This window comes from Aphanizomenon sp. UHCC 0183, assembly GCF_009712065.1.
Lineage (GTDB): Bacteria > Cyanobacteriota > Cyanobacteriia > Cyanobacteriales > Nostocaceae > Dolichospermum > Dolichospermum heterosporum.
This window is the reverse complement of record NZ_VILC01000002.1, coordinates 80778-105729: the sequence shown is the minus strand read 5'-3', so window position 1 is coordinate 105729 and position 24952 is coordinate 80778. Positions and strand designations below refer to the sequence as shown.

General features: G+C 36.0%; 36 protein-coding genes and 2 pseudogenes. 20 read left to right on the top strand and 18 right to left on the bottom strand.

Going from position 1 to position 24952, the window contains the following annotated elements; all coding sequences use genetic code 11:
- Positions 1–245: 245 nt before the first annotated feature.
- On the top strand, positions 246–923 hold the full coding sequence (locus FJR37_RS01125) for a hypothetical protein (RefSeq protein ID WP_168465056.1): 678 nt from the start codon (positions 246–248) through the stop codon (positions 921–923).
- Here FJR37_RS01125 and FJR37_RS01120 read toward each other — a convergent pair.
- The gene (locus tag FJR37_RS01120; RefSeq protein WP_235335068.1) at positions 873–1163 is read right to left on the bottom strand and encodes a type II toxin-antitoxin system Phd/YefM family antitoxin; all 291 of its coding nucleotides are present in this window, start codon (positions 1161–1163) and stop codon (positions 873–875) included. The two genes, FJR37_RS01125 and FJR37_RS01120, sit on opposite strands and share 51 nt — an antisense overlap.
- 207 nt (positions 1164–1370) lie before the next feature.
- Between FJR37_RS01120 and FJR37_RS01115 the strand changes: the two genes are divergently transcribed.
- The 7 genes from FJR37_RS01115 to FJR37_RS01085 all read left to right on the top strand — a co-directional run bounded on the left by FJR37_RS01115 (position 1371) and on the right by FJR37_RS01085 (position 5356).
- The gene (locus tag FJR37_RS01115; RefSeq protein WP_168465055.1) at positions 1371–2750 is read left to right on the top strand and encodes a DNA cytosine methyltransferase; all 1380 of its coding nucleotides are present in this window, start codon (positions 1371–1373) and stop codon (positions 2748–2750) included.
- A gap of 8 nt (positions 2751–2758) precedes the next feature.
- Complete coding sequence (locus FJR37_RS26165; protein WP_174763371.1) at positions 2759–2998, top strand: hypothetical protein; 240 nt, start codon at positions 2759–2761, stop codon at positions 2996–2998.
- Positions 2884–3240, top strand: a complete 357-nt coding sequence (locus FJR37_RS01105; protein ID WP_039201220.1) for a papain fold toxin domain-containing protein — start codon at positions 2884–2886, stop codon at positions 3238–3240. Before FJR37_RS26165 ends, FJR37_RS01105 begins: the two co-directional genes overlap by 115 nt.
- A gap of 12 nt (positions 3241–3252) precedes the next feature.
- On the top strand, positions 3253–3669 hold the full coding sequence (locus tag FJR37_RS01100; protein ID WP_039201219.1) for a hypothetical protein: 417 nt from the start codon (positions 3253–3255) through the stop codon (positions 3667–3669).
- Between the two features lie 436 nt (positions 3670–4105).
- Complete coding sequence (locus FJR37_RS01095; RefSeq protein WP_053541114.1) at positions 4106–4384, top strand: type II toxin-antitoxin system RelE/ParE family toxin; 279 nt, start codon at positions 4106–4108, stop codon at positions 4382–4384.
- A gap of 78 nt (positions 4385–4462) precedes the next feature.
- Positions 4463–4774, top strand: a complete 312-nt coding sequence (locus FJR37_RS01090) for a HigA family addiction module antitoxin (RefSeq protein WP_053541113.1) — start codon at positions 4463–4465, stop codon at positions 4772–4774.
- A 6-nt stretch (positions 4775–4780) separates the two neighbouring features.
- Positions 4781–5356 carry a Uma2 family endonuclease gene (locus FJR37_RS01085; RefSeq protein WP_168465054.1) on the top strand — a complete coding sequence of 192 codons (576 nt, stop codon included), beginning with the start codon at positions 4781–4783 and terminating at the stop codon, positions 5354–5356.
- 436 nt (positions 5357–5792) lie between these two features.
- Here FJR37_RS01085 and FJR37_RS01080 read toward each other — a convergent pair.
- Together FJR37_RS01080 and FJR37_RS01075 are read right to left on the bottom strand one after the other, a co-directional pair.
- A pseudogene (locus tag FJR37_RS01080) lies at positions 5793–6191 on the bottom strand (type II toxin-antitoxin system VapC family toxin); the annotation flags it as partial.
- A 35-nt stretch (positions 6192–6226) separates the two neighbouring features.
- Positions 6227–6445 carry a hypothetical protein gene (locus FJR37_RS01075; protein ID WP_015078641.1) on the bottom strand — a complete coding sequence of 73 codons (219 nt, stop codon included), beginning with the start codon at positions 6443–6445 and terminating at the stop codon, positions 6227–6229.
- A gap of 145 nt (positions 6446–6590) precedes the next feature.
- On the opposite strand from FJR37_RS01075, the gene FJR37_RS01070 reads away from it, so the two are divergent.
- From FJR37_RS01070 to FJR37_RS01060, 3 genes are all read left to right on the top strand, one after another.
- Positions 6591–6776: a hypothetical protein gene (locus FJR37_RS01070; RefSeq protein WP_152608942.1), complete on the top strand. Its 186-nt coding sequence runs from the start codon at positions 6591–6593 to the stop codon at positions 6774–6776.
- Between the two features lie 140 nt (positions 6777–6916).
- Complete coding sequence (locus FJR37_RS01065; protein ID WP_168465053.1) at positions 6917–7165, top strand: type II toxin-antitoxin system HicA family toxin; 249 nt, start codon at positions 6917–6919, stop codon at positions 7163–7165.
- Between the two features lies 1 nt (position 7166).
- Positions 7167–7376 (top strand): type II toxin-antitoxin system HicB family antitoxin, encoded by a 210-nt coding sequence (locus FJR37_RS01060; RefSeq protein ID WP_039203749.1) that lies wholly within the window; start codon positions 7167–7169, stop codon positions 7374–7376.
- 314 nt (positions 7377–7690) lie between these two features.
- On the opposite strand, the gene FJR37_RS01055 is transcribed toward FJR37_RS01060, so the two are convergent.
- From FJR37_RS01055 to FJR37_RS01040, 4 genes are read right to left on the bottom strand one after another with little or no spacing between them, the layout of a single operon-like run.
- The gene (locus FJR37_RS01055) at positions 7691–7933 is read right to left on the bottom strand and encodes a type II toxin-antitoxin system RelE/ParE family toxin (protein WP_168465052.1); all 243 of its coding nucleotides are present in this window, start codon (positions 7931–7933) and stop codon (positions 7691–7693) included.
- A complete protein-coding gene (locus FJR37_RS26300; RefSeq protein WP_217355144.1) occupies positions 7934–8410 on the bottom strand; it encodes a hypothetical protein in 477 nt (158 codons plus the stop codon).
- Positions 8411–8418: 8 nt separating this feature from the next.
- Positions 8419–8748 (bottom strand): type II toxin-antitoxin system RelE/ParE family toxin, encoded by a 330-nt coding sequence (locus tag FJR37_RS01045; RefSeq protein ID WP_217355143.1) that lies wholly within the window; start codon positions 8746–8748, stop codon positions 8419–8421.
- 5 nt (positions 8749–8753) lie between these two features.
- Positions 8754–8996 carry a transcriptional regulator gene (locus FJR37_RS01040; RefSeq protein ID WP_039203746.1) on the bottom strand — a complete coding sequence of 81 codons (243 nt, stop codon included), beginning with the start codon at positions 8994–8996 and terminating at the stop codon, positions 8754–8756.
- 386 nt (positions 8997–9382) lie between these two features.
- Between FJR37_RS01040 and FJR37_RS01035 the strand changes: the two genes are divergently transcribed.
- Together FJR37_RS01035 and FJR37_RS01030 are read left to right on the top strand one after the other, a co-directional pair.
- On the top strand, positions 9383–9643 hold the full coding sequence (locus FJR37_RS01035; protein ID WP_039203745.1) for a type II toxin-antitoxin system HicA family toxin: 261 nt from the start codon (positions 9383–9385) through the stop codon (positions 9641–9643).
- Between the two features lie 53 nt (positions 9644–9696).
- Positions 9697–10035: a type II toxin-antitoxin system HicB family antitoxin gene (locus tag FJR37_RS01030; protein ID WP_039203744.1), complete on the top strand. Its 339-nt coding sequence runs from the start codon at positions 9697–9699 to the stop codon at positions 10033–10035.
- A gap of 103 nt (positions 10036–10138) precedes the next feature.
- On the opposite strand, the gene FJR37_RS01025 is transcribed toward FJR37_RS01030, so the two are convergent.
- Positions 10139–10339, bottom strand: coding sequence for a hypothetical protein (locus tag FJR37_RS01025; protein ID WP_039203742.1), 201 nt, complete (start codon positions 10337–10339; stop codon positions 10139–10141).
- Positions 10336–10635 carry a BrnT family toxin gene (locus FJR37_RS01020; protein WP_015212917.1) on the bottom strand — a complete coding sequence of 100 codons (300 nt, stop codon included), beginning with the start codon at positions 10633–10635 and terminating at the stop codon, positions 10336–10338. The genes FJR37_RS01025 and FJR37_RS01020 overlap by 4 nt, the downstream gene beginning before the upstream one ends.
- 626 nt (positions 10636–11261) lie before the next feature.
- Here FJR37_RS01020 and FJR37_RS01015 point away from each other — a divergent pair.
- Positions 11262–11912 carry an alpha-ketoglutarate-dependent dioxygenase AlkB gene (locus FJR37_RS01015; RefSeq protein WP_168465051.1) on the top strand — a complete coding sequence of 217 codons (651 nt, stop codon included), beginning with the start codon at positions 11262–11264 and terminating at the stop codon, positions 11910–11912.
- A gap of 142 nt (positions 11913–12054) precedes the next feature.
- Entirely contained in the window at positions 12055–12219 is a 165-nt protein-coding gene (locus FJR37_RS01010; RefSeq protein ID WP_168465050.1) for a hypothetical protein, read from the top strand.
- Positions 12220–12673: 454 nt separating this feature from the next.
- On the opposite strand, the gene FJR37_RS01005 is transcribed toward FJR37_RS01010, so the two are convergent.
- The 4 genes from FJR37_RS01005 to FJR37_RS00990 all read right to left on the bottom strand — a co-directional run bounded on the left by FJR37_RS01005 (position 12674) and on the right by FJR37_RS00990 (position 16281).
- The gene (locus tag FJR37_RS01005) at positions 12674–13480 is read right to left on the bottom strand and encodes an endonuclease/exonuclease/phosphatase family protein (protein ID WP_039203741.1); all 807 of its coding nucleotides are present in this window, start codon (positions 13478–13480) and stop codon (positions 12674–12676) included.
- Positions 13481–13689: 209 nt separating this feature from the next.
- Positions 13690–14406 (bottom strand): response regulator transcription factor, encoded by a 717-nt coding sequence (locus FJR37_RS01000; protein ID WP_039203740.1) that lies wholly within the window; start codon positions 14404–14406, stop codon positions 13690–13692.
- A 469-nt stretch (positions 14407–14875) separates the two neighbouring features.
- Positions 14876–16048 carry a molybdopterin-synthase adenylyltransferase MoeB gene (gene moeB, locus FJR37_RS00995; RefSeq protein ID WP_039203739.1) on the bottom strand — a complete coding sequence of 391 codons (1173 nt, stop codon included), beginning with the start codon at positions 16046–16048 and terminating at the stop codon, positions 14876–14878.
- 56 nt (positions 16049–16104) lie between these two features.
- The gene (locus FJR37_RS00990; protein WP_160290024.1) at positions 16105–16281 is read right to left on the bottom strand and encodes a hypothetical protein; all 177 of its coding nucleotides are present in this window, start codon (positions 16279–16281) and stop codon (positions 16105–16107) included.
- A gap of 299 nt (positions 16282–16580) precedes the next feature.
- On the opposite strand from FJR37_RS00990, the gene FJR37_RS00985 reads away from it, so the two are divergent.
- The 3 genes from FJR37_RS00985 to FJR37_RS00975 all read left to right on the top strand — a co-directional run bounded on the left by FJR37_RS00985 (position 16581) and on the right by FJR37_RS00975 (position 18494).
- Entirely contained in the window at positions 16581–16817 is a 237-nt protein-coding gene (locus FJR37_RS00985) for a hypothetical protein (RefSeq protein ID WP_039203738.1), read from the top strand.
- 119 nt (positions 16818–16936) lie between these two features.
- Entirely contained in the window at positions 16937–17293 is a 357-nt protein-coding gene (locus FJR37_RS00980; protein ID WP_152608941.1) for a hypothetical protein, read from the top strand.
- A 187-nt stretch (positions 17294–17480) separates the two neighbouring features.
- A complete protein-coding gene (locus tag FJR37_RS00975; RefSeq protein ID WP_160290047.1) occupies positions 17481–18494 on the top strand; it encodes a vWA domain-containing protein in 1014 nt (337 codons plus the stop codon).
- Between the two features lie 86 nt (positions 18495–18580).
- Here FJR37_RS00975 and FJR37_RS00970 read toward each other — a convergent pair whose 3' ends face one another.
- Positions 18581–19528: a hypothetical protein gene (locus FJR37_RS00970; RefSeq protein WP_039204149.1), complete on the bottom strand. Its 948-nt coding sequence runs from the start codon at positions 19526–19528 to the stop codon at positions 18581–18583.
- 30 nt (positions 19529–19558) lie between these two features.
- Between FJR37_RS00970 and FJR37_RS00965 the strand changes: the two genes are divergently transcribed.
- Entirely contained in the window at positions 19559–20068 is a 510-nt protein-coding gene (locus FJR37_RS00965; protein WP_152608956.1) for a hypothetical protein, read from the top strand.
- A gap of 14 nt (positions 20069–20082) precedes the next feature.
- Entirely contained in the window at positions 20083–21717 is a 1635-nt protein-coding gene (locus FJR37_RS00960) for an AAA family ATPase (protein ID WP_168465049.1), read from the top strand.
- Between the two features lie 76 nt (positions 21718–21793).
- On the opposite strand, the pseudogene FJR37_RS00955 reads toward FJR37_RS00960, so the two are convergent.
- From FJR37_RS00955 to FJR37_RS00940, 4 genes and pseudogenes are all read right to left on the bottom strand, one after another.
- Positions 21794–21883, bottom strand: a pseudogene (locus FJR37_RS00955) (5-formyltetrahydrofolate cyclo-ligase); the annotation flags it as partial.
- 228 nt (positions 21884–22111) lie between these two features.
- Positions 22112–22846 carry a carbonic anhydrase gene (locus tag FJR37_RS00950; protein ID WP_168465048.1) on the bottom strand — a complete coding sequence of 245 codons (735 nt, stop codon included), beginning with the start codon at positions 22844–22846 and terminating at the stop codon, positions 22112–22114.
- Positions 22847–22927: 81 nt separating this feature from the next.
- A complete protein-coding gene (locus FJR37_RS00945) occupies positions 22928–23593 on the bottom strand; it encodes a retron system putative HNH endonuclease (protein ID WP_168465047.1) in 666 nt (221 codons plus the stop codon).
- Positions 23590–24948, bottom strand: coding sequence for an AAA family ATPase (locus FJR37_RS00940; RefSeq protein ID WP_168465046.1), 1359 nt, complete (start codon positions 24946–24948; stop codon positions 23590–23592). The genes FJR37_RS00945 and FJR37_RS00940 overlap by 4 nt, the downstream gene beginning before the upstream one ends.
- Between the last annotated feature and the right edge of the window lie 4 nt (positions 24949–24952).

The following is a 24952-nucleotide window of genomic DNA, read 5'->3' as shown; positions in this document are numbered from 1 at the left end:
TGAAATTGTGTTTGATTGTTGGTGTAAAATCTAAATAAGTACAAAATTACTACGCAATAGCGATCGCTTTTGGGGATGTGGGGATGCGATAGCGAAGCGCTCCGTAGGAATCGCTTTTGGGGTGTGGGAGTGCGATAGCGAAGCGCTCCGTAGGAATCGCTTTTTGGGGTGTGGGAGTGCGATAGCGAAGCGCTCCGTAGGAATCGCTGTTTTGGGGATGTTGGGGTGCGATCGCTGTTTTAGGGATGTGGGAGTGCGATAGCGAAGCGCTCCGTAGGAATCGCTGTTTGGGGTGTGGGGATGCGATAGCGAAGCGCTCCGTAGGAATCGCTGTTTTGGGGTGTGGGGATGCGATCGCTTTTGGGGTGTGGGAGTGCGATAGCGAAGCGCTCCGTAGGAATCGCTGTTTGAGGGATGTGGGGATGCGATCGCGTTTGGGGATGTGTGGGGTGCGATCGCTTTTGGGTGTTGGAGTGCGATCGCTATTTTGGGGTTGGGAGTGCGATCGCTTTTGGGGATGTGTGAGATGCGATCGCTGTTTGAAGATGTGGGGATGCGATCGCTTTTGGGGATGTGTGGGATGCGATAGCGAAGCGCTGCTGCAAGCAGTTCGCTGTTTTGAGGGTGTTGGGAGTGCGATCGCTATTTTGGGGTTGGGAGTGCGATCGCTTTTGGGGATGTGTGGGATGCGATCGCTGTTTGAAGATGTGGGGATGCGATCGCTTTTGGGATGTTTGGAGTGTGATCGCTTTTGGGATGTGTGGGGGTGCGATCGCTGTTTTGGGATGTGGGGATGCGATCGCTATTTAGTCTCAAATTTTATAACTCATCTCCTAATAAATCCTGTATCAGCAATAGCACTAGATGAAATCTCAATCCGGTATGCCATATTTTTCCTTAAATTCTGCAAATGCTTGATTTAAGGACATACCCTCACCTTGTTTAAACTCATTTATACTTTGACGGATCTTAGCAACAGATTCCAGTAATTCCAGTCTATCAATGAGTTTTTGATAACTTTCAGCATCTTGAACCACAGCAGCAGCTTTACCATTCACAGTCAACACAATGGGAGATTGAGTTTCTTTTAACTTATCCAGAAACATCTTTGCTCCGCGCTGAAATTCTGATAAGGGGTGAATATCGCTTAGACTAAACATCATAATTTCAATAAATTATTTGATAATTTCATGTTAATTGTATGAAAATATTTTGTCAAGGGAAGATATAGCTGTTTGGAGGTGTGGGGAGTGCGATCGCTTTTGGGGATGTTGGGAGTGCGATCGCTGTTTGGGATGTGGGGATGTGATCGCTTTACTGGTGACAGTATAGAATGTAAGAATCTATCTATAACTTCACTGATAAACCCTATGAAAAGCAGCACTTATGCTCAACAATTAGAATTATTTCAATTATTCCAACCGACTAAAATTATAAGTTGTACAAGAAAGTTTACATTTGTAGATTTATTTGCTGGAATAGGTGGATTTAGAATTCCTTTAGAAGAATTAGGAGGAATTTGTTTAGGGTATTCAGAAATAGATAAAGAAGCTATTAAGGTTTATAAAAATAATTTTATTAGTGATCATAATGCAGATGAACCATATTTAGGAGATATTACAAATTTAAACAAATTACCTTTTGAAATAGATTTGATAGTTGGTGGTGTACCTTGTCAACCTTGGTCTATAGCAGGTAAAATGCAAGGTTTAGATGACCCCAGAGGTAAACTATGGCTTGATGTTTTTAGAGTTGTAGAAGTTAATAAACCTAAATCATTTATATTTGAAAATGTCAAGGGTTTAACCGAGCCAAGAAACAAACAAAGTTTAGAATATATACTTAGTAATTTAACATCATTTGGTTATGTGGTTAAATATCAGGTGCTAAATTCTTACGATTTTGGTTTACCTCAAGATAGAGACAGAATATTTATTGTTGGTATTAGAAATGATATTGCAAATTGTTGGGGGTTTACTTTTCCTAAACCATTAAATAAACGCTTAAAGCTTTATGATATAATTCCTGGAATTGAAAAAAGTAATTTTCCTAAAAAGAAATTTCCTCCAGAAGTTTTATTTAATGATGGCAAAATTCCAGCTTCTAGAGGCAGATTCCAAAAAATAGATGAATTAAACGATTTCTTTACTTTTGCTGATATTAGAGATGGACATACTACAATTCATTCTTGGGAATTAATAGAAACAAATTATAGAGAAAAGCTAATATGTCAAACTATTTTAAAAAATAGAAGAAAGAAAATTTATGGTGAAAAAGATGGTAATCCTTTAAAATTTGAAGTGTTAGAATCTTTAACTTCTAATTTACAGATTGAAGAAATTAACGCCTTAGTAGACAAAGAAATTCTTCGTCTTGTAGAAGGTAAAGGTTATGAATTTGTAAATTCTAAAATTTCTTCAGGAATTAATGGTATTTCTAAAATATTTTTACCTCATGCTGATGCGATTGGAACTTTAACCGCAACTGGAACAAGAGATTATGTGGCTACTATATCTATAGAATGTGAAGAACCTGAAGCATATAAGCAAACATTTATCAAAAAAATTTATCAACCAAAGCAATTTAAACCTTTAACCGCAGAAAATTACGCAAGATTACAAGGATTTCCTAAAAGTTTCAAAATAGCGGATAATGAAAATACAGCCAAACATCAATTTGGTAATGCAGTTTCTATTCCTGTCATTTACCATTTAGCAAAGGCATTGTTAACAATCATTCTATCGGTTTAATTTTGAATATGACAGCTATTAGTTCAAAAACTCGTGCAGAAATTAAAGGTTATCTAGAAGGTTTTATCAAGGGTCTTATAGATGAGTATAAAGGACGTAAAATTTTAAAGCCCACCAGTGCAGAAGAGTATTTATCAAGATTAAACTTAAAGAAATTATTGCCAAATATAAGAATCTGGAATGTGTTGAATGCGCTCAAGCTATCCAAGATTACTTGGTATCACAGAGAATTTCGGGAAAGCGGCTAAAACTTTATACAGGTTCAGGAATAGGACGCGATAGTTATATCTATGATGAAAGTGTTTCTGGAGATGTAATCTCTATTAATGGTCGTCATCAAGGGATTATGATTATAATAGATGGAGTAGAAATGATATTTGATAATCATCACCCTGATGGAATCACCAGAAATCAATGGTTAGCCAACTTACTGTTTTATAATAAACTGTATAACGGGCAGCAGTTCCAAATCACAGAAGAAATTTTTTAGGAGTTAAAGATTATGGAAAAAAATCATCATAGTATTACTATAATTCCCGATGAATATTTCTATGAAATGCTCCAAAGAATTAAACAAAGACCAGGAATGTTTTTAGGTCAATGTTCGATTACTCGACTAAGAGCTTTTTTAGATGGATATATGGGTTCTAGATCAGATTTAGGTTTACCACCAACTCAACAAGAGCTAGAATTTAATCAATTCCAAGAATGGGTACAGAGAAGATTTAAAATTAGTTCTTCACATGGATGGGATAGTATTATTCTTTTTTATTCTGCTGATGAAAGAGATGCACTAAATAACTTTTTTGAATTATTTGAGCAATTTTGTAATAGTGAGAGTGCTACAAGAGAGGAGATGAATCAAGAAAAATTTACTGAATCAAATCCTCAACTAACACAGGAAAGAGTTACTGTATAATTACTTAAGGTATCGCTTTTGGGGATGTGAGGATGCGATAGCGCAAGCGCTGACTTGTCAGTTCGCTTTTGGGGATTTGTGGGATGCGATAGCGAAGCGCTCCGTAGGAATCGCTGTTTTGGGGGTGTGGGAAGTGCGATAGCGTTCGCGGAGCGTCCCGGAGGGAACTAGTAGTTCGTCAAATTTATTTTGACGGGTAATGATCGGAAAAAACTTCTGTTCTTCCCTCCCCTCCCCCCCCCCACCTCCCCCACCTCCCCCACCTCCCCAACCTCCCCCACCTCTCTTCTCCCCCTGCTTGCCTTCACCCGTCATTTTCGGGTTGACAGACTACTAGCGCTGCTGCAAGCAGTTCGCTGTTTGGGGATGTGGAGGTGCGATCGCGTAACTGTATGTAGAAACTTTGTATAATCTACATAATGATATGAAATTCAAGATGATTCAAACATTTAAAAGTAAAGCATTACAAAATCTATTCAGAGAAAATTTTAATAAAGGAGTTCCTGCAAATTTAGAAAAGAAAATTAGAATTAGGCTTGAAGTTATAGACTCAGCTTTAATGGTAGACGATATAAAATTACCGGGATATGATTTGCATGAATTAAAAGGAGACAGAAAAGGAACTTGGTCAATTAAAGTATCAGGAAACTGGCGGATAACGTTTAAATTTGAAGATGGGGATGCTTATGATGTCAATTTAGAAGATTACCATTAATGAATATTGTGTTAATATAGTATTAAATGATTGAACATCGTTAAATAAAGCCAACCAAATTATTAAGGAGTATTAATTATGAATAATTTGCAAGATATTACTCAAGATAGATTAGTAAGACCAATACATCCTGGTGAAATAATTGCAGATATTTTAGATGATTTAGATATTAATCCTAGCAATTTTGCTGAAATTTTAGGAGTATCTAATCAAACAATTCAGGAAATTATTAATGGTGAAAAATCAATTACTGTAGATATTGCAATTCGTCTTGGTAAAGCTTTGGGAAATGGACATAGACTTTGGTTAAATCTTCAGCAAAAAGTTGATGTCTGGGATGCTTTGCAAAGTCATAAGGAAGAATATGAGCAAGTTATGACATTGGTTTAGAAGAATATGGACTTTATCACTCTCTATCTACCTCCATCAATTCAAATAACTGATGATCAATTCTTTGAAATCTGCCAAATCAATGAATTAATCAAAATTGAACGTAATGCTGATGGTAGTCTTTTATTAAAACCTTTATTGGGTGGGATAACTAGCAATATTAATTCTGGTTTAACTGCTCAATTAGCAAATTGGAACGATGACAAATCACAAGGTGTAGTTTTTGGTTCTGATGTCGGATTTATTTTACCAAATGGTGCTATTCGCTCCCCTAATGCTGCTTGGGTAAAGTTAGAAAGATGGAATAATTTAACTGATGAGGAAAAACAAAAATTTCCTCCCATTTGTCCTGATTTTGTAATTGAGTTACTTTCTTCTAGTGATAGTTTGAAGACTACACAGGAAAAGATGAAGGAATATATAGATAATGGTGTGCGTTTGGGTATATTAATCAATTGGAAATCTCGTCAAGTGGAAATTTATATACCTGGTAAGGAGGTTGAGGTTTTGAAATCTCCTGCTACGGTTTCGGGGGAAGATGTTTTGAAGGGTTTTGTTTTGAACTTGGGGATGATTTGGTAATTGGTAATTATTTGAGATTAAAAAGGGAGTTGTAATTTTTATGCCTGTTGACATTTTTATTTGGAAAGGTGAAATGCCAATCAAAAAGAAGATTCTTCTAAAAAATACTATTTGGCAGATTATTGTGAAAAAGGTTCTCCAATTTCCTATCAAGAAGATTGTAAGAAGCGTGGGAGATACCTGATAATACATTTACTATCAACGGCTTAAATGAGTCTGCAATGCTTGATTATTATTCTCTCTATATAAGAGGTGATTTACCTAAAGACGAATGTTCCCTTACCTTTCCAGAAACACTTTTTCAGCAAGCCCTAAGTATAAAGCTACTATAGTTTTGTGCTGTTGGAGATGGTGCGATAGCGAAGCGCTGCTGCAAGCAGTTCGCTGTTTTGGGGATGTGGGGATGTGGGGGTGCGATCGCTACATTCAAAAATAATCAACTTATTAAGTTATTTAAAACGAAAACCGTTAACCCTGGTAAAGAAGGTAAACGAATATCATTTGTCAAGAAAAAAGACGCACCTCCATAAATAGCAGTAGCCATTTGAATAGCATCTAAAGAATGCAAATTATATACTGCTCTTAATTGTGCTGCTATTTCCGCTATATCTGGAGAAAGTTCTATAACCTTTAAAATTTCCTCATCCTCAAAGAGGATATCACGATACTGTTGAGATAATATTATATCTCCACGTCGCAAAGGATAAACCAATACTTCCAGTAAAGTTACAACAGATGTAATTACCTTAAATTCACGATTATTTAATGCTCTGAAAAACAGCCTTACCCTTTCTATATATTCAGGATTTTGCTCAATAAAGTAAATCAGCGGTGCAGTATCTAAAGCAACAGTTTAACCCTGTAATTGTTCTATCCATTGCATTTTCCACGTTCCTGATTAACATATTCTTGAGCATCAATACCTTGCCAAATTTCCTTACCTAAACCTTCTAAATCTAGGATACTACGCTTTTTTGATTTATCTATAACGCGATTACGAACCACTGATATTAATTCAGCTACTAATTTAAGTTGTTCTTCAGCAGTTAGATTTTTAGCTTGCTGTAGCAATTCTTGATAATTAGACATACATTTTTTGCTTATTTATAGTTATAATTTTTACCTGAATTTAACTATACAGAATAGTACCACTGAATTATATCATAATTTTATATTTTGACAGCGTTAGCGAAGCGCACCGAAGCGCACCGAAGGTATCGCTTTTTGAGGATGTGTGGGATGCGATAGCGAAGCACTGCTGCAAGCAGTTCGCTTTTGGGATATGGGGGTGTTATGGGATGTTGGGGAGTGCGATAGCGTTCGCGGAGCGTCCCGGAGGGAACTAGCGCTGCTGCAAGCAGTTCGCTGTTTTGTGATGTGGGAATGCGATCGCTGTTTAGGAATGTTTGGGGTGCGATAGCGAAGCTGCTGCAAGCAGTTCGCTTTTTGGGATGTTGGGAATGCGATAGCGTTCGCGGAGCGTCCCGGAGGGAACTAGCGCTGCTGCAAGCAGTTCGCTTTCGGCTATTATAAACATTTGAGTTAACAAAATCATAACTTGTGAGTCAACAAGACAAGCTATTAGCTAAGATACTATCAGGCGCATCTGACACAAATATATCCTTTGAGCAATTGTGTCAACTCTTAATCAGATTAGGATTTGATGAAAGAATTCGTGGAAGTCACCACATTTTTACAAAAGAAGGAATTGAGGAAATCTTGAACCTTCAACCCAAACAAGGAAAAGCCAAAGCATATCAAGTTAAACAAATTCGTGAAATGTTACTTAAATATCAGCTAGGAGGTTAAGATGACTATGCGCTATGAAATTAATCTCTATTGGAGTGAACAAGACCAATCATTTATCGCAGAAGTTCCAGATTTACCGGGATGTGCTGCTGATGGAGAAACTTATCAAAAAGCACTGCAAAATATAGAAATTATTATGCAGGAATGGATAGAAACTGCTCAAGAGTTAGGTCGAAAAATTCCTGAACCTACACATCGTTTAATGTCTTAATGTCTGCTTAATTGAGGCTTTTGGGATGTGGGAGTGCGTAAGCGTTGCGCTCCGCAGGAATCGCTTTTGAGGATGTTGAAAATGCGATAGCGAAGCGCGACCTAGGAATCGCTTTTTGGGGATGTTGATCTAATAAATTTCTCTACGATGAGCAATTCTAATGATAATGATTAATTGTTCTGGTTCTTTGGTACTTTTTATGGAGAACCCAGTTCAAAATCATTGAAAGCCTTATTGTATCGGCATTTCATTAAAAATATTGGGCATAATAGGTTATAACCCTTGCCCCGTAAGGGTTTCGCGGTAATCAATCCTCAATTACCATAAAATCTACGCAAGAACCATTGTTCTTCTATATCTAACTCATAAATAACTCGATAATCACCCACTCTTAACTTATAAAAACCTGACCATTGACCTGTAAGAGATAGAGGAGTTATCTGCTCAAAATTCACACTTAACCATTGAATTTTATTCAGAATCCGCAGACGTACAAACTGATTTAAATTATCTAAATCAGTGATAGACTCTGATTCAAAACTTACAGAATAACTCATTTAACGTTCTATCCCGTACCTTTTATAAACTTCGGCTAGAGGAATAGTAGGTCTTCCTTCTTGACGTTTACACCGGATTTCCAATAAACTTTGCTTGAATGATTCTTTAATTTCCTTATCCTCATCAGGATCACCGAAGTATTCATCTAGCATTTCATCTACAGTAGTACGGATTAAGTTTTGTAACTGTTCCGCCGTCATTTCTTTAATTTGCATAGTTTCTTTAAACAGTGAACTATAGGAATGATTATACCAGTTAAGAGAAAATATTGTGATAGCGAAGCGCGACCTAGGAATCGCTGTTTGAGGATGTGGGGGTGCGATAGCGAAGCTGACTGAAGATATCGCTGTTTTGGGAATGTGAGAGGTGCGATAGCGTTCGCGGAGTGTCCCGGAGGGAACTAGCGCTGCTGCAAGCAGTTCGCTTTTTGGGGTGTAGGAGTGCGATCGCTTGTTGGGGGTTTGGAGGAAGTGCAATTAAAAAATTAAACTTCCTCATCTAAGAATGGCAAGAGATCCTCTAAATCTCTCGCTCCATGCAGAACCCGTAGAATCTCCACTTGTTCCTCCTGAACTTTATAAAAAATCAAATAGTCCTTAAAATTCTTAATCCACCACTGACGAATTGTTCCCATATCAGACAAAGACGACACAACCTTACCCATATTGGGAGTTATCGCCAATTGAGCAAAAGCATACTCAACAAACTCCAAAAACTTCTCCCCTGATTCCCGATTACCATTCACCAAAATATAATTTGCTTGTTGTCTGATATCTTGAGTAGCACGATTGCGAACAATTACCTGAAAAGCCATAATTACTACTGCGCCGCACCAAAGATTGATCGGCGCAAATCCTGCCAATATTCAGGAGTTACAGGTTCAGCTTCTGAGTCCAAACCTTCTTGCAACAAACTAGCTAATTTTGCTTGAGCATCCTTACGCCGTCGATCTTGCTGCAACAACATCAAAAAATAGTCCGCTACAGTATCATAATTGCCAGATTGAAGCTGAACCTCAAGATAAGACTCAAGTTCTTTTGGTATCGGAAAACTCACATTCATAAGATACTAATATGAATAAAATCTTATTAGTATCTTATCATTTTTTATTCTGGTGATGAATTTAGGTGATCGCGTTTGGGGATGTTGGGGATGTGGGAGTGCGATAGCGAAGCGCAACCTAGGAATCGCTTTTTGACCAGTAACTGTAGATTATCTATTGACATGATATCATAATGTGATACCTTAATATATTAGCTTCTGTTAAAAGTAAAGGCTCTTGCGTCTCTTTTATGGTGATTGAGAATTGATGATAACAAAACCCTTACGGGACAAGGGTTATAAACAATTATTTCCATATTTTCAATGAAATGCCTACACAATATGGCTTTCAATGATTTTGAACCAGGTTTTCCATAAAAATAACCGAAGAACCAAAGTAAAAAAGGATGAATCTTAATAATAAACAGCAAAAGATTTTAGAATTAATTTTTACAAATCCTGTACCAGCAAATATTATTTGGCAAGATATAGAGAATTTATTTACAGCTTTAGGTGCTGATATTAGTCAAGGTAGCGGTTCACGAGTAAGAGTTAAATTAAATGATGTTAGAGGTTATTTCCATGAACCACATCCAGAAAAAGAAACCGATAAAGGAGCAGTGAAATCAGTGAGAGAATTTTTGATAAAAGCAGGAATTGAACCATAAATAGTTTGTAGTAAAATCAATCACAAAAAAACTGAGTGAGGATTATTAAAATTATGTTGAGTTACAAAGGATATACAGCGTCAATAGAAGTAGATGTAGAAGCAGGAATACTTTTTGGAAGAGTTCTTGATATTAATGATGTTGTTACTTTTAAAGCTAAAACTGTCGAAGAAGCACGTCAAGAATTTGAAACTTCTATTGATGGCTATCTAGCTTTTTGTGAAGAATTGGGAGAAGAACCTGATAAACCTTTTTCTGGAAAATTGCCATTTAGAACTACTCCAGAACATCACAGAAAAATTTTTATTGCAGCTAAAAAAGCTGGAAAAAGTATTAATGCTTGGATGGATGAAATATTAATTAATGCTGCTGATAAATCTATTAAAGCCTAGATTATTAAATAGATCAGCAATATCGAAGCACCCCTAGCAATCGCTGTTTTGGGGATGTGGGGATGCGATAGCGAAGCGCGACCTAGAAATCGCTTTTTTGCTTTTACTGAATGCTTTCAATTAATTTAATATTATTTCTTAACCATTCATTGACTAAAATTTGCACATCTATGTTTTTTTCCTGAGCAATTTTTTTGAAAAAATTATCAACATCTGGTTCAAGGTAAATAGGATAATGAAAAGTTGCATCAGAATGATAAAATTTACCTTGTTCAGCTTGTGAAAAATCATATTCTGCTTTCATAGCTTTCTTCCTTGATAATACTGCTGTTCATTAAAAGTTGCTTTCCGTGCTGAAATAATACGAATCAAACACGAGTCTTCATCTGTTTGTTCAAACGTATGAATAACAACCCTTAAAATACCCGTTTCATCTAAACCTATAGTAATCCATCTGTCTTCATAATCACTATGTTCTTCATCATATAAACTTAATTGATATTGATCACGAAAAACAGTTGATGCTAAACGAAAATTGATTTGATGTTTACGAATATTCTGTTTTTCTTTTGCTGGATTCCAATCAAAATTATAACGCAAATTTATAAATTACAAGAGATTAAATAAGTTGACCCCATAATTATACCATAATTTTATACTTTGACAGTATTATCGGTAGTTTAACGTAGGTATCGCTGTTTGGGGATATTGGAGTGCGATAGCGTTCGCGGAGCGTCCCGGAGGGAACTAGTAGTCTGTCAACCCGAAAATGACGGGTGAAGGGGAGAAGAGAGGTGGGGGGGGTGGGGGAGGTGGGGGAGGTGGGGGAGGTGGGGGAGGTAGGGGGGGAGGGAAGAACAGAAGTTTTTTTCCATTACCCGTCAAAATAAATTTGACGAACTACTAGCGCTGCTGCAAGCAGTTCGCTTTTTGGGGATGTTGGGAGTGCGATAGCGAAGCGCGACCTAGGAATCGCTTTTTAGGATGTTGGGAGTGCGATAGCGAAGCGCTGCTGCAAGCAGTTCGCTGTTTGAGATTGAATGAATGGATGCGGTTATTGGGAGACGAGTGAGGAGAATTTAGATCGGTTGAGGGAGTTGTATCAGGAGGTGAAAAATCGGATTGAGGGGATAGAATAGGATTACATGGGCAGGTAAAATACCTGCCTAAATAATTCAATCTGATGATTTCACTAAACTGTATAATTATGGAGATTCAATCAAATTATGTATAATCAAATCAGTCTTTGGGATTATCTACCAGATACTAATAATATGAAGGTAGAAAATCAGGTTAACAAAAAAACTATTATTTCTACTAATGGAGAAGTGATACTATATCCGAATTTTTGTAGCACCAAAGAAAGTAATCAGCTTTTTTCAGATTTATATTCTAGTATTAACTGGAAACAAGAAATAATCCAATTTTTTGGTAAGAAAATGCCTATACCAAGATTGACAGCATGGTATGGAGATGAAGGAAAATCGTATACTTATTCTGGCATAGAACAACATCCAGAACATTGGAATCCTACATTGAAATTAATTAAATCTAAAATTGAGCAAATTGCACAAGTTAGTTTTAATAGTGTTCTTCTCAATTTATATCGTGATGGTAAAGATAGTGTTTCCTGGCATAGTGATGATGAACCCGAATTAGGGGAAAATCCCATAATTGCCTCAGTTAGTTTTGGTGCAACTCGTCGTTTTTCCTTACGACACAAGCATTCAAAAAATCACAAGATTGATATTGATTTAGCTAGTGGTAGTTTTCTGCTAATGCAAGGTGAAACTCAGCATTTTTGGCAACACCAAATTGCTAAAACAGCTAAAGAAATTCAGCCACGAATCAATTTAACATTTAGAATTATTCACTAATTTAACAGAAGTTATTAGTAATTGCCATCTTTTTATATTTCAAAATTGTCTAAATGAAATATGAAATACAGGTACTACTCAAGAAAATATCAAGTTTTTACTTGATTGCGCTCCCTTAAATAGTTTTATTATTATTGGTGATTTGCTTGCTTATGATCAAAATCGAAGAATATTAGAAGATATTGCTAAAATTGCTAATCAAAGAAATGATTATCAAATTATTGAACGAGGTGAATTAGAAATTGCGGTTCTTCGGTTATTTTTATGGAAAACCTGGTTCAAAATCATTGAAAGTCCTATTGTGTAGGCATTTCATTGAAAATATGGAAATAATTGTTTATAACCCTTGTCCCGTAAGGGTTTTGTTATCATCAATCCTCAATTACCATAAAAGAGACGCAAGAGCCGATGTTTTAAAGGGTTTTGTGTTAAATTTGGGTATCGTTTGGTAATATTGTAAATGTGTTAAATTAGATTTTGAGCATTAAAGGGGTAATCCATAACTGAGTACAATAAATAGGTGCACCTACACAGATCATGAAACTAAGTAGGTGAGCGTTGAAAATTGTCGTTATGGCAAGGCAAAAGGCAAGAGGCAAGAGGCAAGAGTGAAGAGGTTTGGGCGATTTTACATTTCTTTACACAGTTTGGTTTTATTGTGTTCACCTACTTAGGAACGCAAATTTAATAACCTGCAATTCTGATGTAACCTGGAATGGTGCGTTACGCTGTCGCTAACACACCCTACTTTTGCACCTTATTTAATTCACATTCCTTATTGTTAATTTTACAATCACTGGAAAATGGTCAGAAGGCCACACCCCTTCCCACTGTTGACGATCAATAATGACTTGTTCTACTGAGAAAGAGCGATACCTTTGGTCAGCGCAGCGATCGCAATATATAGTATCAATAGCATCCCAGGCTTGACCCGTAAAATTATGAAAAGTTTTCTGTTGTTCTAGGGGCAGAGTGTCTAAAGGATCTTGTAATTGTTTGCCATTAGCTAAAGGGGATAGAAAAATTTGCCGTTCTGGAGTATCAGGATTAGCGTTAAAATCCCCGGTTAGCAGTAAGTAGTTTTTTAACGGAAATTCTGCCAACCGTTGACTAATTAAAGCTGCACTTAACTCCCTAGATTTGGCATTTTCGTGATCTAGATGGGTATTTAATATAGTTAAAGATAGACCAGGATTAGCAACTTCAAAATTAGCCCAAGTAGCCATACGTGGTAAACGAGTTCGCCAAGTAATACTACCAGGAATTTCTGGAGTATCACTGAGATAAAAATCCTGTGTTTCCTGAAGTTTCAGACATTGTGGGTTGTAGAAAATTGCACAATGTTCACCCGTTCCTGTTCCAGTGCGATCGCCCCCAATAATGTTATATTCAGGTAAGAGCGCCTGTAAATCCGCTAGTTGATGAGATTTACCCTCCTGTGTACCCAGCAAATCCGGTTTGTAATGTTGAATTAAAGAAGCGATCGCCCCTACACGCTTTTTCCACTGACGCACCCCAGGATCTGGTTTATCATAGCGGAGGTTAAAAGTCATTACAGTAATTTGCATATATATTTTTTAAAGCTAACAGTGCAGTTCCTAAACCAGAGAATATCCTATAGAAGCAAAAAATTAAAGGTTTTATCCGAGGCTTGAGTAGATACGACTCCCTGACAGACTTTAGCCCCAATATCTACCGATTAATCACCTAAATCATCTCATCAAGCCCAGATTTGAGCAAATTGTTAAGCCATCACAACCATCATATTTCGCCAAATTTAAACTGTGGTATTTTCAGGTGGATCAAACTTATAGCCATAACCCCGTACCGTCTTAATAAACTCCGGCATACTAGAATCAGCCTCCATTTTCTTGCGTAATTGACCAATATGCACATCAACAACGCGCCCATCACCCACATAATCACACCCCCAAATCTTTTGAATTAATTGAGTACGACTCCATGCTTGCCTAGGATGGGTAGCCAGAAAATGTAAAATATTAAACTCCAAAGCAGTCAAAGGCAAAGCCTTATTATTGAGTGTAACCTCCCGTGCTTCCGAATTAATAGACAACTGATTAAAAGTGAGACGTTGTGAAACACTAGGCTGAATATAGCGAACACGCCTTAATAGTGCTTCCACCCTAACTTCCACCTCAGCCAAACTAAATGGTTTAGTTAAAAAATCATCCGCACCGGCAGCTAAAACCTTGATCTTATCAGCTTCATCATTGCGACTAGTAAGCATCATTACCAAAGCATTGGTACGGCTCTGCATCTCTTGACACAGTTTATATCCATTTGCATCTGGTAAATTCCAGTCAAGAATCACTAAAGCCGGATTTAATTTTTCAAAAGCAACAAGAGCCGTTTTACCGTCCGCGGCTGATTCTATCTCATATTTACGACTCAAGAAACGCTGAATCAGGTTGCGGACACTGGCATCATCATCTACAATCAGAATCTTAGACTTAGTTGTGGAAAGCGTATCCATAATGCAATATATTTTTGTTTCGGCAAGTTGCTGTGACGATAGGTACTGCTCAAGTTGAGTTTTTGAAAGTAAATTTACCCTCAATCCCTGTTTATTGATAGCAGGAAAGCGAAAAGTCTTTTAGTATCTAAATCAAGCAGCAAGGGTAATACCACATTCTGCTCAAGCCATGTTTTATGATTAGGGGATGTCCTCTTCTAGCTGGAAAGTGTTATGGCTAAATTTTTCATGAAGTTTGTGCAAACTTTAGACATCTTACTCTTTAAAAGAAGTATAAGTAATGGACAATTTTGGTATTTTTTAAAGATTTTTTTGTATAAATTATATCAATAACTAAAATAGATGCCTCTATATACATCATCACAAGATACCCAACCATCTAAAATATCGGGTATCTTGCTGTTAACATCGGACTGGAGATAGTTATAGGTTTTTGCTAAACATGATCAACAATCCTGAAAAAAAATGATTAATACTGAGGAACAGAAGCATCCACTTCTTGACTCCAAGCATTAATTCCCCCTTTAACATTTGTCCCAGTAATCCCCGCTTCCTTCAAGATAGCCAAGGCTTTCGCCGAACGTCCACCCAGTTTACAATGAGCAATTAAACGGTGTCCATTGAGTAATTCCTTCACCTTAGCCACACCATCACCATTTTCAATATCTGGTAAAGGGACTAATACTGAACCAGGAATTTTAGCAATTTGGTACTCGTGAGGATTACGCACATCTAGCAGCACAAAGTCCTTTGCACCACTATCTAATAACGCCTTCAATTCCTTCACAGTCATTTCCTGAACTTCCATTTGCTGTTTCGCTTCTTCGGCTTGGGCTTGGGGAATCCCACAGAATTGTTCGTAATCTATCAGCTTGTCAATAACTGGACGGATGGGGTTAGGACGCAGTTTCAACTCCCGGAATTTCATATCCAAGGCGTTGTAAAGCACTAGTCTACCACTCAATGTAGTACCATTACCCAGAATAATTTTCACTGTCTCTGTGGCTTGAATAATGCCAATCATCCCTGGTAAAATTCCCAGAACTCCACCTTCTGCACAGGAAGGAACCATTCCTGGTGGTGGTGGTTCGGGGTACAAGTCACGATAGTTAGGACCACCTTCATAGTTAAAGACGGTAGCTTGTCCTTCAAATCGGAAGATAGAACCGTAGACGTTGGGTTTATCTAACAATACGCAAGCGTCGTTGACTAAATACCGCGTCGGGAAATTATCAGTGCCATCAACTACGATATCGTAAGGACGAATAATATCCAGGGCGTTTTCTGCACTCAGACGGGTTTCGTATAAATCAACCTGACAATGGGGGTTAATTTCATGAATCCGGTTTTTTGCTGATTCGATTTTGGGTTTACCTACCCAGGATGTCCCGTGAATAACTTGACGTTGCAGGTTAGAAGTATCCACAACATCAAAATCAACAATACCAATTCTGCCTATACCTGCTGCTGCAAGATATAACAGCAATGGCGAACCTAGTCCACCAGTACCAATACACAATACACTGGCGGCTTTTAGGCGTTTTTGCCCTTCCATGCCCACTTCTGGCAAAATTAAGTGGCGGGAATAGCGTTCATAGTCGTCTTTCGTCAACTGGATTTCATCCAGATTGGGATTTAGCATGGCAGTTGTATGAATCAGCGCGGAGTATTAATGTTAACTTAAATTTGCTAATTTTATCAGTTTAGTTTAATTGTCTCGGATTGAAACTGGTGGTTGTCGTCAAGAGTCCAGCTTTGCAGTTTACCAGCTTGAGTATTTTGTACGGATAATATATCACATACAGCACTTTCCGGTGTTATGAGGTGCATATCCAGCGGGCAAGATGCCCGCACTACAAGAGTTTCATAATTCAAGTTTGTACCTCATTAGAGCGAAATCTGCTGTAAGAGTATTCTGGGCAAGAATACAGTTCATCTAGATCCCGGTTTCGGGCTGTTTAATGAAATGTAAATAGCCTTGATGTTTGCTGACGAATGTAAATTTTATGCAACAATTAAGTGATATTTAGATAATTGTGACAACAGATATATTAGTATATCTTTGAGTTACATTTTTCTTAAAAAAGAATTAAATTTTAATTAATTATGTCTTTGCTCCCAAAATTTGCCTCCACAGTAGTAAATCAGAGAAAACAAGTAGCAGGAAATAGAATATGAGTGGACAAAAAACATTTAACGTCACTGCTGGTATTTCTACCGCATCACAACCCAGTTTATTTGATGGTGTAGCTTCTGCATTGCAAGCATATCAAGAACGTCAGCGTCAGGAAAGGGAAACTGCTATCAAAAGAGAGCACCAAGAAACTCATAATCATTGGTTCTGGGGATACAGCAGATATTTATATCCCCCATTTACCAGAAGAATGTGCATCTTTACAGGTAAATTCTGATAATGTAATTATTCGTTTTTTAGCGGAAGAATCTGTAAAAATTCAACAAAGATTTTTACCAGAAAATCAAACTACCACCCTCAAACATAATCAAATTTTGACACTTTATCATGAAAACAATGAAGAAAAATTCTACAGATTCATTTTCTATAACCGCTTACTTGACCCCCAAGCTTAAATTAGGAATTGTTACTCTTTTACTAGGATTTCTACCATTACCTGTTCTTGCTAATTCCAAAATTGAAGTATCTTCTCGTCCTACCGATGCTGATATTGTCACCTTAAAAGTTAAAGTTGTTAATGATAACAATATTCCTATTGAGGGATTACAAAAATCTGAATTCAAATTACAAACTGCGAGAATTATCGCCAAAAGTCAAGATACTCCCATTAATCTCAAATTCGCAGAAGTTAGAAAATTTAGATTAATTCCGCCGGGAGAACAATTAAGAGGTTGTTTGAAAAGTATCAGATGAAACCCATAATCTCCAAAAACCTAACCCCCCTGCCCCCCTTCCCTACCAGGGAATGGGGTTTTCAAAGCCTCTCCCCGCGTCGGGGAGAGGTTTGGAGAGGGGTCAATTTATACATTCAAAACTTTTCAAACACCCTCTAACATCAGATCCTGCTTATGTCGTCATCCTTTTAGATATGAGTGGAAGCATGAGAAAAAAAGATGCTAGTCGAGTTAAAAAAATAGATGGTGCTATTCGTGCTATTAAAGAATTTATTAAATTAGTCCGCGAGAAAAATTTACCTGTACATATTTCTTTAGTACCATTTGGAGAATCACAGATTGCTAAAGATAATTATGAAGTTAACCAAGAAATTATTGCTAAAAATTTCCTTCCAGCAAATTCACCAGATTTAGATAAAAGAGTCGCTGATTTAGCATCTTCTCCCACTAACGCAGGGACTAATTTATATAATCCTTTGAAAGAAGCAGTCAAATATTTAGGTGATAACTCCGAAGAGTTGACAAGACAAGCAAATAGTAGTAACGATTTGAGAAAAGATGAACCACAAATTCCGCCTAAATTAGCGGTAATGTTATTATCTGATGGTTATCACAACAGTAAACGGAAAACAGAGGATCAACAATTTACTAATTTAGAAAAAGTCTTTAAAAAATATCCTACAGTCAGAGTTTACACTTTAGGTTATGGAGAGTCTTTAAAACAGTTAAGAAATCGTGCTACTAACTGCAATATTCCTAATAGTTGGTTAGAAAAAAAACAAGCGGTTGATTTAATTCAATCTTGTAAACTTCCCTCTGGTGACATATTCAACTATATTGTTGATCAACCAAGATTAAAACAAATTGCTGAATTAACAGGAGGTATCAGTAAATTTCCTCAAGATGCAAATGAAGCCGTCAAAAGTTTAGAAACCTTTTTTAAAGCATTACGAGAATATGAATTGCAATATATCCAACCAAATGCAGTACCAGCAGAAGAATATCAAGTGCAAGTTAGTGTTAATTCCTCTAACAGAGAACTTAATATTAATGCTAAACCTGTAAATATCAGAATGCCAAATATATCTTTTTATAAATTACCTTTGTTCCCAGATAGGTTATTTATATTAAAATTAACTTTAGGTATTTTAGGATGTGGTATCCTCTGGTTTAAACGTTGGAGTCAACAACTTAAAACTGAAGCTGACCGTTGGATTTAGGATAATTAAACACAAAAACAAGATCCCCGACTTCTCTAAGAAGTCGGGGATCTGAAGGATGTAAACAACCTACGAAAATGGGTTATTTAATGGGGGAATTTAGCTAATAATTCTTCACGGGACAACTGAGATAAGTTGAGGAATAAATCGGTTCTTTCTGTGAGAGAAAGTTCCATAATAGGAGTAACAATAGCAGATAATTCCTCATCTAAATTACCAAACCGTGCTGTTAGTAAACTTCCTACTATTAACCGCAATTCCTCTTGTCTTCCCGTTTGCAGTCCCGTTTGCAGTCCCGTTTGTAGTCCAGTTTGTAGTCCAATTTGTAGTCCTTCCTCGCGCCATTCCTCGCGTTGTTTAAGATATGCTGGTGATAAAGTCATAATCAACTCCCTATCTTCATCGTTGATATTAGTGTTAATCTCTATATTTTTACGCCAAGATGCTAAAATTTCCAGTAGATAATTACGCTGGTTTTCTGTGGAAACTGTGATTAGTTCTTGTACTGCTTGTTTTTGGGTTTCCCCATTACCTAACACCCTTAACCATAGTGTATCCTGATTTTTGGGTAATTGGTTAATTGCTACAATAGCGGTTTTTTGCGATTCTCCTAGAAAATAAACTCCTGTTTCCCAATCATCTTTGAGTGTAGCTCTAAATCCATCTAATTTATTTTTTGAGCAAGTTGGTGTTAAAATCCATAAAACAGGGAACTCGTTTTCCATGAGCCGACGATCTTCTCTTTTTGCTTGTCGAAACAATTCTTCATGAAGGCTGTATAATTTTGACATACAACTTCTAATTGTCATTTCATTGGGAGGATTACGAAAAGGTTCAAATAGACAGCTTGTAACTGCCATTTTTGCTAATAATCCTAAATCGGAAGTTACAGGTTTTGATTGATTGGGAACAAACCAAATATCTATTTCTCTAACTTCGCTTTTTACATCTTTACCAATATCTACTTGACCTAAAGGTTTTAATAATTCCTCTAGATATTCTTTCGCAAATTGGTCATGGGCTTCTCTCGTCATACAAAATTCATAATTAATAATAGTGTTTTCATGATGTCTCAATATACTCTAATTGTCAGAATACCACAAGCAGGAAATAAGGAAATTAGCTATTCTATTAGTCTGAGTACATTATATGAAAGTTATCCTGAAGATTATTTTCGTCAGGAGAATAATCGTTCTCTGATTAGTCAAACTATTGAACAACAATCAGCTAGAACGTTAACTTCCGAAAATTTAACTGCGATAATTTCTAATTGGATTGCGGATATTAAAGTTGGTCGTCATCGCACTATTGTAACTTTAGATCTACCTCTTGATGCTTCTGTTCCTATCCAACCTGTAATTCCCATTAGTAATCCTGTTTCTGTTAATAGTGTAAATAATCCTATTGTTGCTCCTGCTAAAAAACCTCTCCGTCCAGCAGTAACTCCAACTTCCGAAATCAAAACTGTAAATATCTCTACCAATAAAGTTGAAAATTCTCCTAGTAGTAATACAGAAAAAACACCAGAACCAGTTACGGATATTCGCACTGATACTAACAAAGCTGATTTTTAAGGAAGTTAAAAAACATGAAACCGGAATTACCTTATCATAAATGTCAGCAGGAATTACAGGATTTATTAAAGTCTCGTTATCCATTAATTTTTTTGAGATCATCCGAAGAAAATCGCGCTATTTGTTGTACAATTGATGCTCATTTAGCAGTTTTGAATAATGCAGATATTCAAGATGGAGAATTAGCACAATGGAATAGTACAGAAGGTTTTCAACAAAGACTAGAAACTGCGGGTTCTCCAAATCAAGCACAATGGCAAAAATTAGGTAATGCTATTGATAGAAATGGTAATCCCATTTTACAATCTTTAGATATTCTCCAACATCGTTTACAAGACCAAGTTAGTAAAAATCTCCAACGACAACATACCTATTTATTACCAGATTGGTCTATTTTATTACGTCCTGATGATCATTTGATGGCGCGAAAATTGAAAGAATTAATATTGATGATAGACCAAAAAAGACCTTTGGTAAGAATGTCTTTAATTATCATTGGTTCAGATTGGACTATTCCGACTATTTTGCGAAATATGGTACATATTATAGATTTACCTTTACCTGTGGAAGCAGAACTTTATGAAGATGTTTTTAGTGTGGCTGTAGAAAAATATGGTTTAACAGAAGCAGATGCTGGAAGATTAGCAGAACAAGCTCAAGGAATGCCTTTGCAAGCGGTAATTCAAACTGCTAAATTATCAACATCTCGGAATTTATGGACAGATCCAGAATCTGCGGGACAATTATTATTAGAAGCGAAAAAACAGGAACTTAGAAAAACTGGAGTTTTAGAATATTATGTCCCCTCTGGTCAAGGTTTGAGGGATGTGGGAGGATTAACTAAAGTTAAAGAATGGATATATAGCCGTGAATGTTGGTTTGCTCAAGATGGACAACCAGAATTACGTCCTCGTGCTATTTTACTAGAAGGTTTCCCTGGTTGTGGAAAAACTTTTATTGCCAGAGCGATCGCACAAGAATGGCACGTACCCCAGATTAATTTTGAAATTGCTCGGTTACAATCGCGCTGGGTAGGAGAATCGGAAAGCAACACTTTCCAAGCGCTTAGAGCCATCGAAGCATCAGCACCGAATATCCTGTTTATGGATGAAATTGAAAAGGCTTTTGCCGGTGTGGGAGGTGATAGTTCAGGAGTTAGTACCAGACAGTTTGGGACATTTTTATCCTGGTTAAATGATCACGAATATCCGATTTTTTTCATCGCCACTTCTAATGATAGAGAAAAATTGCCACCAGAATTATTCCGTGCTGGTCGTTTTGATGAAATTTTTATAGTTATGCCTCCTAATACTGAGGAAAGATATCAAATCTTACAAAAACGCACTACCGCTTATAAATTACCACCAACTCCATCTTCTATATTAGAATATCTTGTTGAGAAAACCGCCGGATATTCAGGTGCGGAATTAGATAAATTAGTCAGAGAAGCTATTTATTTAGCTGAATATGGACACTTACCAACAAAGACTCATTGGGAAAATGCTTTATTACAAATTAGTCCCCAATATCGGACTCCCAATATGCAGCAACTATTGCGAAAATATTTAAAATTAATAGAAGGTGGCGGTGGTAAACCTGCATCAGAATTAGAAATAGGTTTTTTAGAGAATCTTATTCTTGGATCTTAGTTAACTTCAATTTTTTCTACTGTAAACTGGTGGTTGTCATCAAGTTTTCTGTCATCACCCTTTCTAAAGGTTTGTCCTAACTATCAACAGGTAATTGAGATAAATAAGCAAAATCAAAAACCACTCCTATAGTCTGTTTTTTATTCCAACCTGGTGAATTTAATAAAGTCTTCTGTAAAATTCCCTTTTCTGTATTCCAGACGTTTTCTGTAGTTATATTCACTATCTATATAATATAACCTAAAATTAGCCTACAACATTCATCTGGATAGGTTTTTTGTGCATGATTTTTGATAATTTCTATATGATTTGTTTTGAGTTGAAGATTCATGGTGGCTTGTAAACGCAGATAGACGCAGATAAACGCAGATAAAGAAAAAAAGAGGAATAAATATCAAGTTAAAAATCTAACTTTACCAGTATTAATATCATAGTAAGCGCCGATAATTTTTAATCTGTCATCACGGATTAATCTATCTATAATTTGTGAATTATTCTGCAATTTCCTAGCTTGGTATTCAATATTATTAATCACTGGATTGTTATCATCATTAATATTACTTCTTGTTCTTTGAGGTTGAGATAAACTTGGCTTAATGCCATCAACTACAGAGTTAATTTTACCATCATCTGGTTGATTGTCAATTGCTGCTGATACTGCACCACATCCTTTATGACCTAGAACAACTATTAATTGTGTTCCTAAATTAGCAGTAGCATATTCTAAACTCCCAACAGTTTCATTACTGGCAATATTACCAGCTATACGCACGACAAATAAATCTCCTAATCCTTGATCAAAAATTATTTCTGGGGGTACGCGAGAATCTGCACATCCTAATATTGCTGCATAAGGATACTGTTTTTTAGAAACTGATTGTAAACGTCTTTTTGATTGATTTGGATATTGACGATTTTGATTAACAAATCTTCTATTACCTTCTGTTAATCTTCTTTTTGCTTCCTCTGCACTAACTGGATTAGGATTAGGATTATTTTCAGGAATTCTGACTTCTGAACGGTTAGTAATGATTTCATTACAAGCAGTCAGAGTACCCATACTCAAGGTACTTAAACCTACGAATTTTAAGAAGTTACGACGACCTAGAAAACCGTTAATTTTACTCATGACTCCACCTGATAACTTCTACATAATTTTTACAGAAGATATCAGATTTGATCATGATGTGAGAGTACCTTATTACACGGTTTAAGGGTTATTTAATCTTTTGCTTAAATACCAAACAATATATTGGACATATTCAGTATATTTGCCTTCTGCATCTTTGCTACTAAGTTCCTCTAGTTTCTTTTTGATAGCTTCTTTTGACCAAGTTTTATTACGAAACTTTTCATTTAAAGCATTAATAACACTAAATAATGTCTCTTTACGATTTTTAACAAGAATTTCATGATTAAGATTTAAAATTTCATTTAGTTCATGATTGATAGTTTCATCATCAGAAAAAATCTTTCCAGTAGAACTATATTTGATATAGTTTTCACAATTTTTATTACTATCTGCTGGATTAAGAGTTATTTTACAAATGATCTTCTTTCCTTCGTAATATCCCTTTCTTCCATTACAATGAAGATTTTTTAATCTTTTACCTCTATTACCTGAACAAGAAGCTATTAGATTTTTATAGTCTAGTTGTAAATGTGGATAGCAATCCTTATTTTGAGCTTTGTTATGTTCAATTTCCATATTATGTATAGATATTCGTTGCATACAGTAACAACAAATATAGCCTTGTTCTTTCAATAATGACGTTTTTAAAAGTTCTTTGGGATGATATCCGTCATAATTTGCGTCCTGTGTCTGACGATATTGTAAAAGACATGGAGGTTCTGAACCTTTGATAATGCGTTTCATTCTACCCTGTTTAAAAAATCAATAAGTGTATAAGCTTGAATCATATCTGGATCATTATTTCCCAATGATTCAGATAACTTTTGCAGTTCTAATTTAGCTTCTTCTAAGTTATCATTATCTATCATTTCAAAACATTTATCTATTCTTTCTTGCATTTTTACAGGTCTTTTTTCCACACCCATAACCTCAGAAAGAATTGAGTTACTGTCTCTACCAAAAGTATGGGGTGTTAATTCTACAATTTCTGAATCTTCTAAAATAAATACGTTTTCTCGGTTGACTTCACTCAAAACTTGAGGAGAATGAGTAGTAACAATAAATTGACAGTTGGGAAATGTTTTTCTAAAGCTAGGAATTACAATTCTTTGCCATTGAGGATGTAAATGTAAATCTATTTCATCAATTAATATTATTCCTGTGCCTTTTTCTAGCAGTTCCGAAGGATTAGTAATACTAGGATTTAAAATTGCTAACCGTCTTGCAATGTCAACTACTATCATGAGTAAGGTTTTTTCCCCGTTGGAAAGTTGATCTAGTTTGAAGTTTTCACCATTTTTTTTAATAACTAACGAAGGTTTACTTAAACGACGAATACCACCTTCTCTACTCGAACTCACGCGCACTATGTGTAAATCTGAGAATTGGGTATTAGGAAAACCTTCTAAAAATGTTTCTAATGCTTTTCTAATAATTTCAAGACGTGGATTTCTAAGGTTGGTATCTTGTCTTAATCTAACTTCATTTTCATATTCTTCTTCTTCTTTAAACCAATATAAGAAATCTCGAAAATCATTTATATTTCCTGAAAAAGCTGTTTGATAACCAATAAGTCTATTATTATCATAAGTATTTTCTCTTTCCTCTTCACTCATATCTTTTATGGCTGAAGATTTTATTAATATTCTGTCGGTGTGATAAAAAACGATAATTGGTAAAATTAAATCATTTTTATTATTAATTTGTAAAATTCGCTCATCATCATGAATAGGAATTACTTCGTTTAAAAGTCTCTCCAGCAAATAATTAAAAAGGTCTCCTTTCGTGGATTGCATTCCCATTTTTCTATCTTGACTAACTTCCCACCACAACTTGTTATTTGAATCAACTTCAACACGAGTAGATAGAAAAACTTCATTGGAAGTTATTTGAATATCATCCTCTTCAATATATAGACGAGATTCATAATGTACACTCACGTCGGCTACAAATTGAGATAAAAGGATAGCAATACTATCTAAAATAGACGATTTACCTGAACCATTCACTCCAATAAACACAGCCAAATCAGGAGGAAGCGTTAATTTGAGTTCTCGAAAACCTCGAAAGTTTTGTAAATGTAGTTCTTCAATACGCATAATT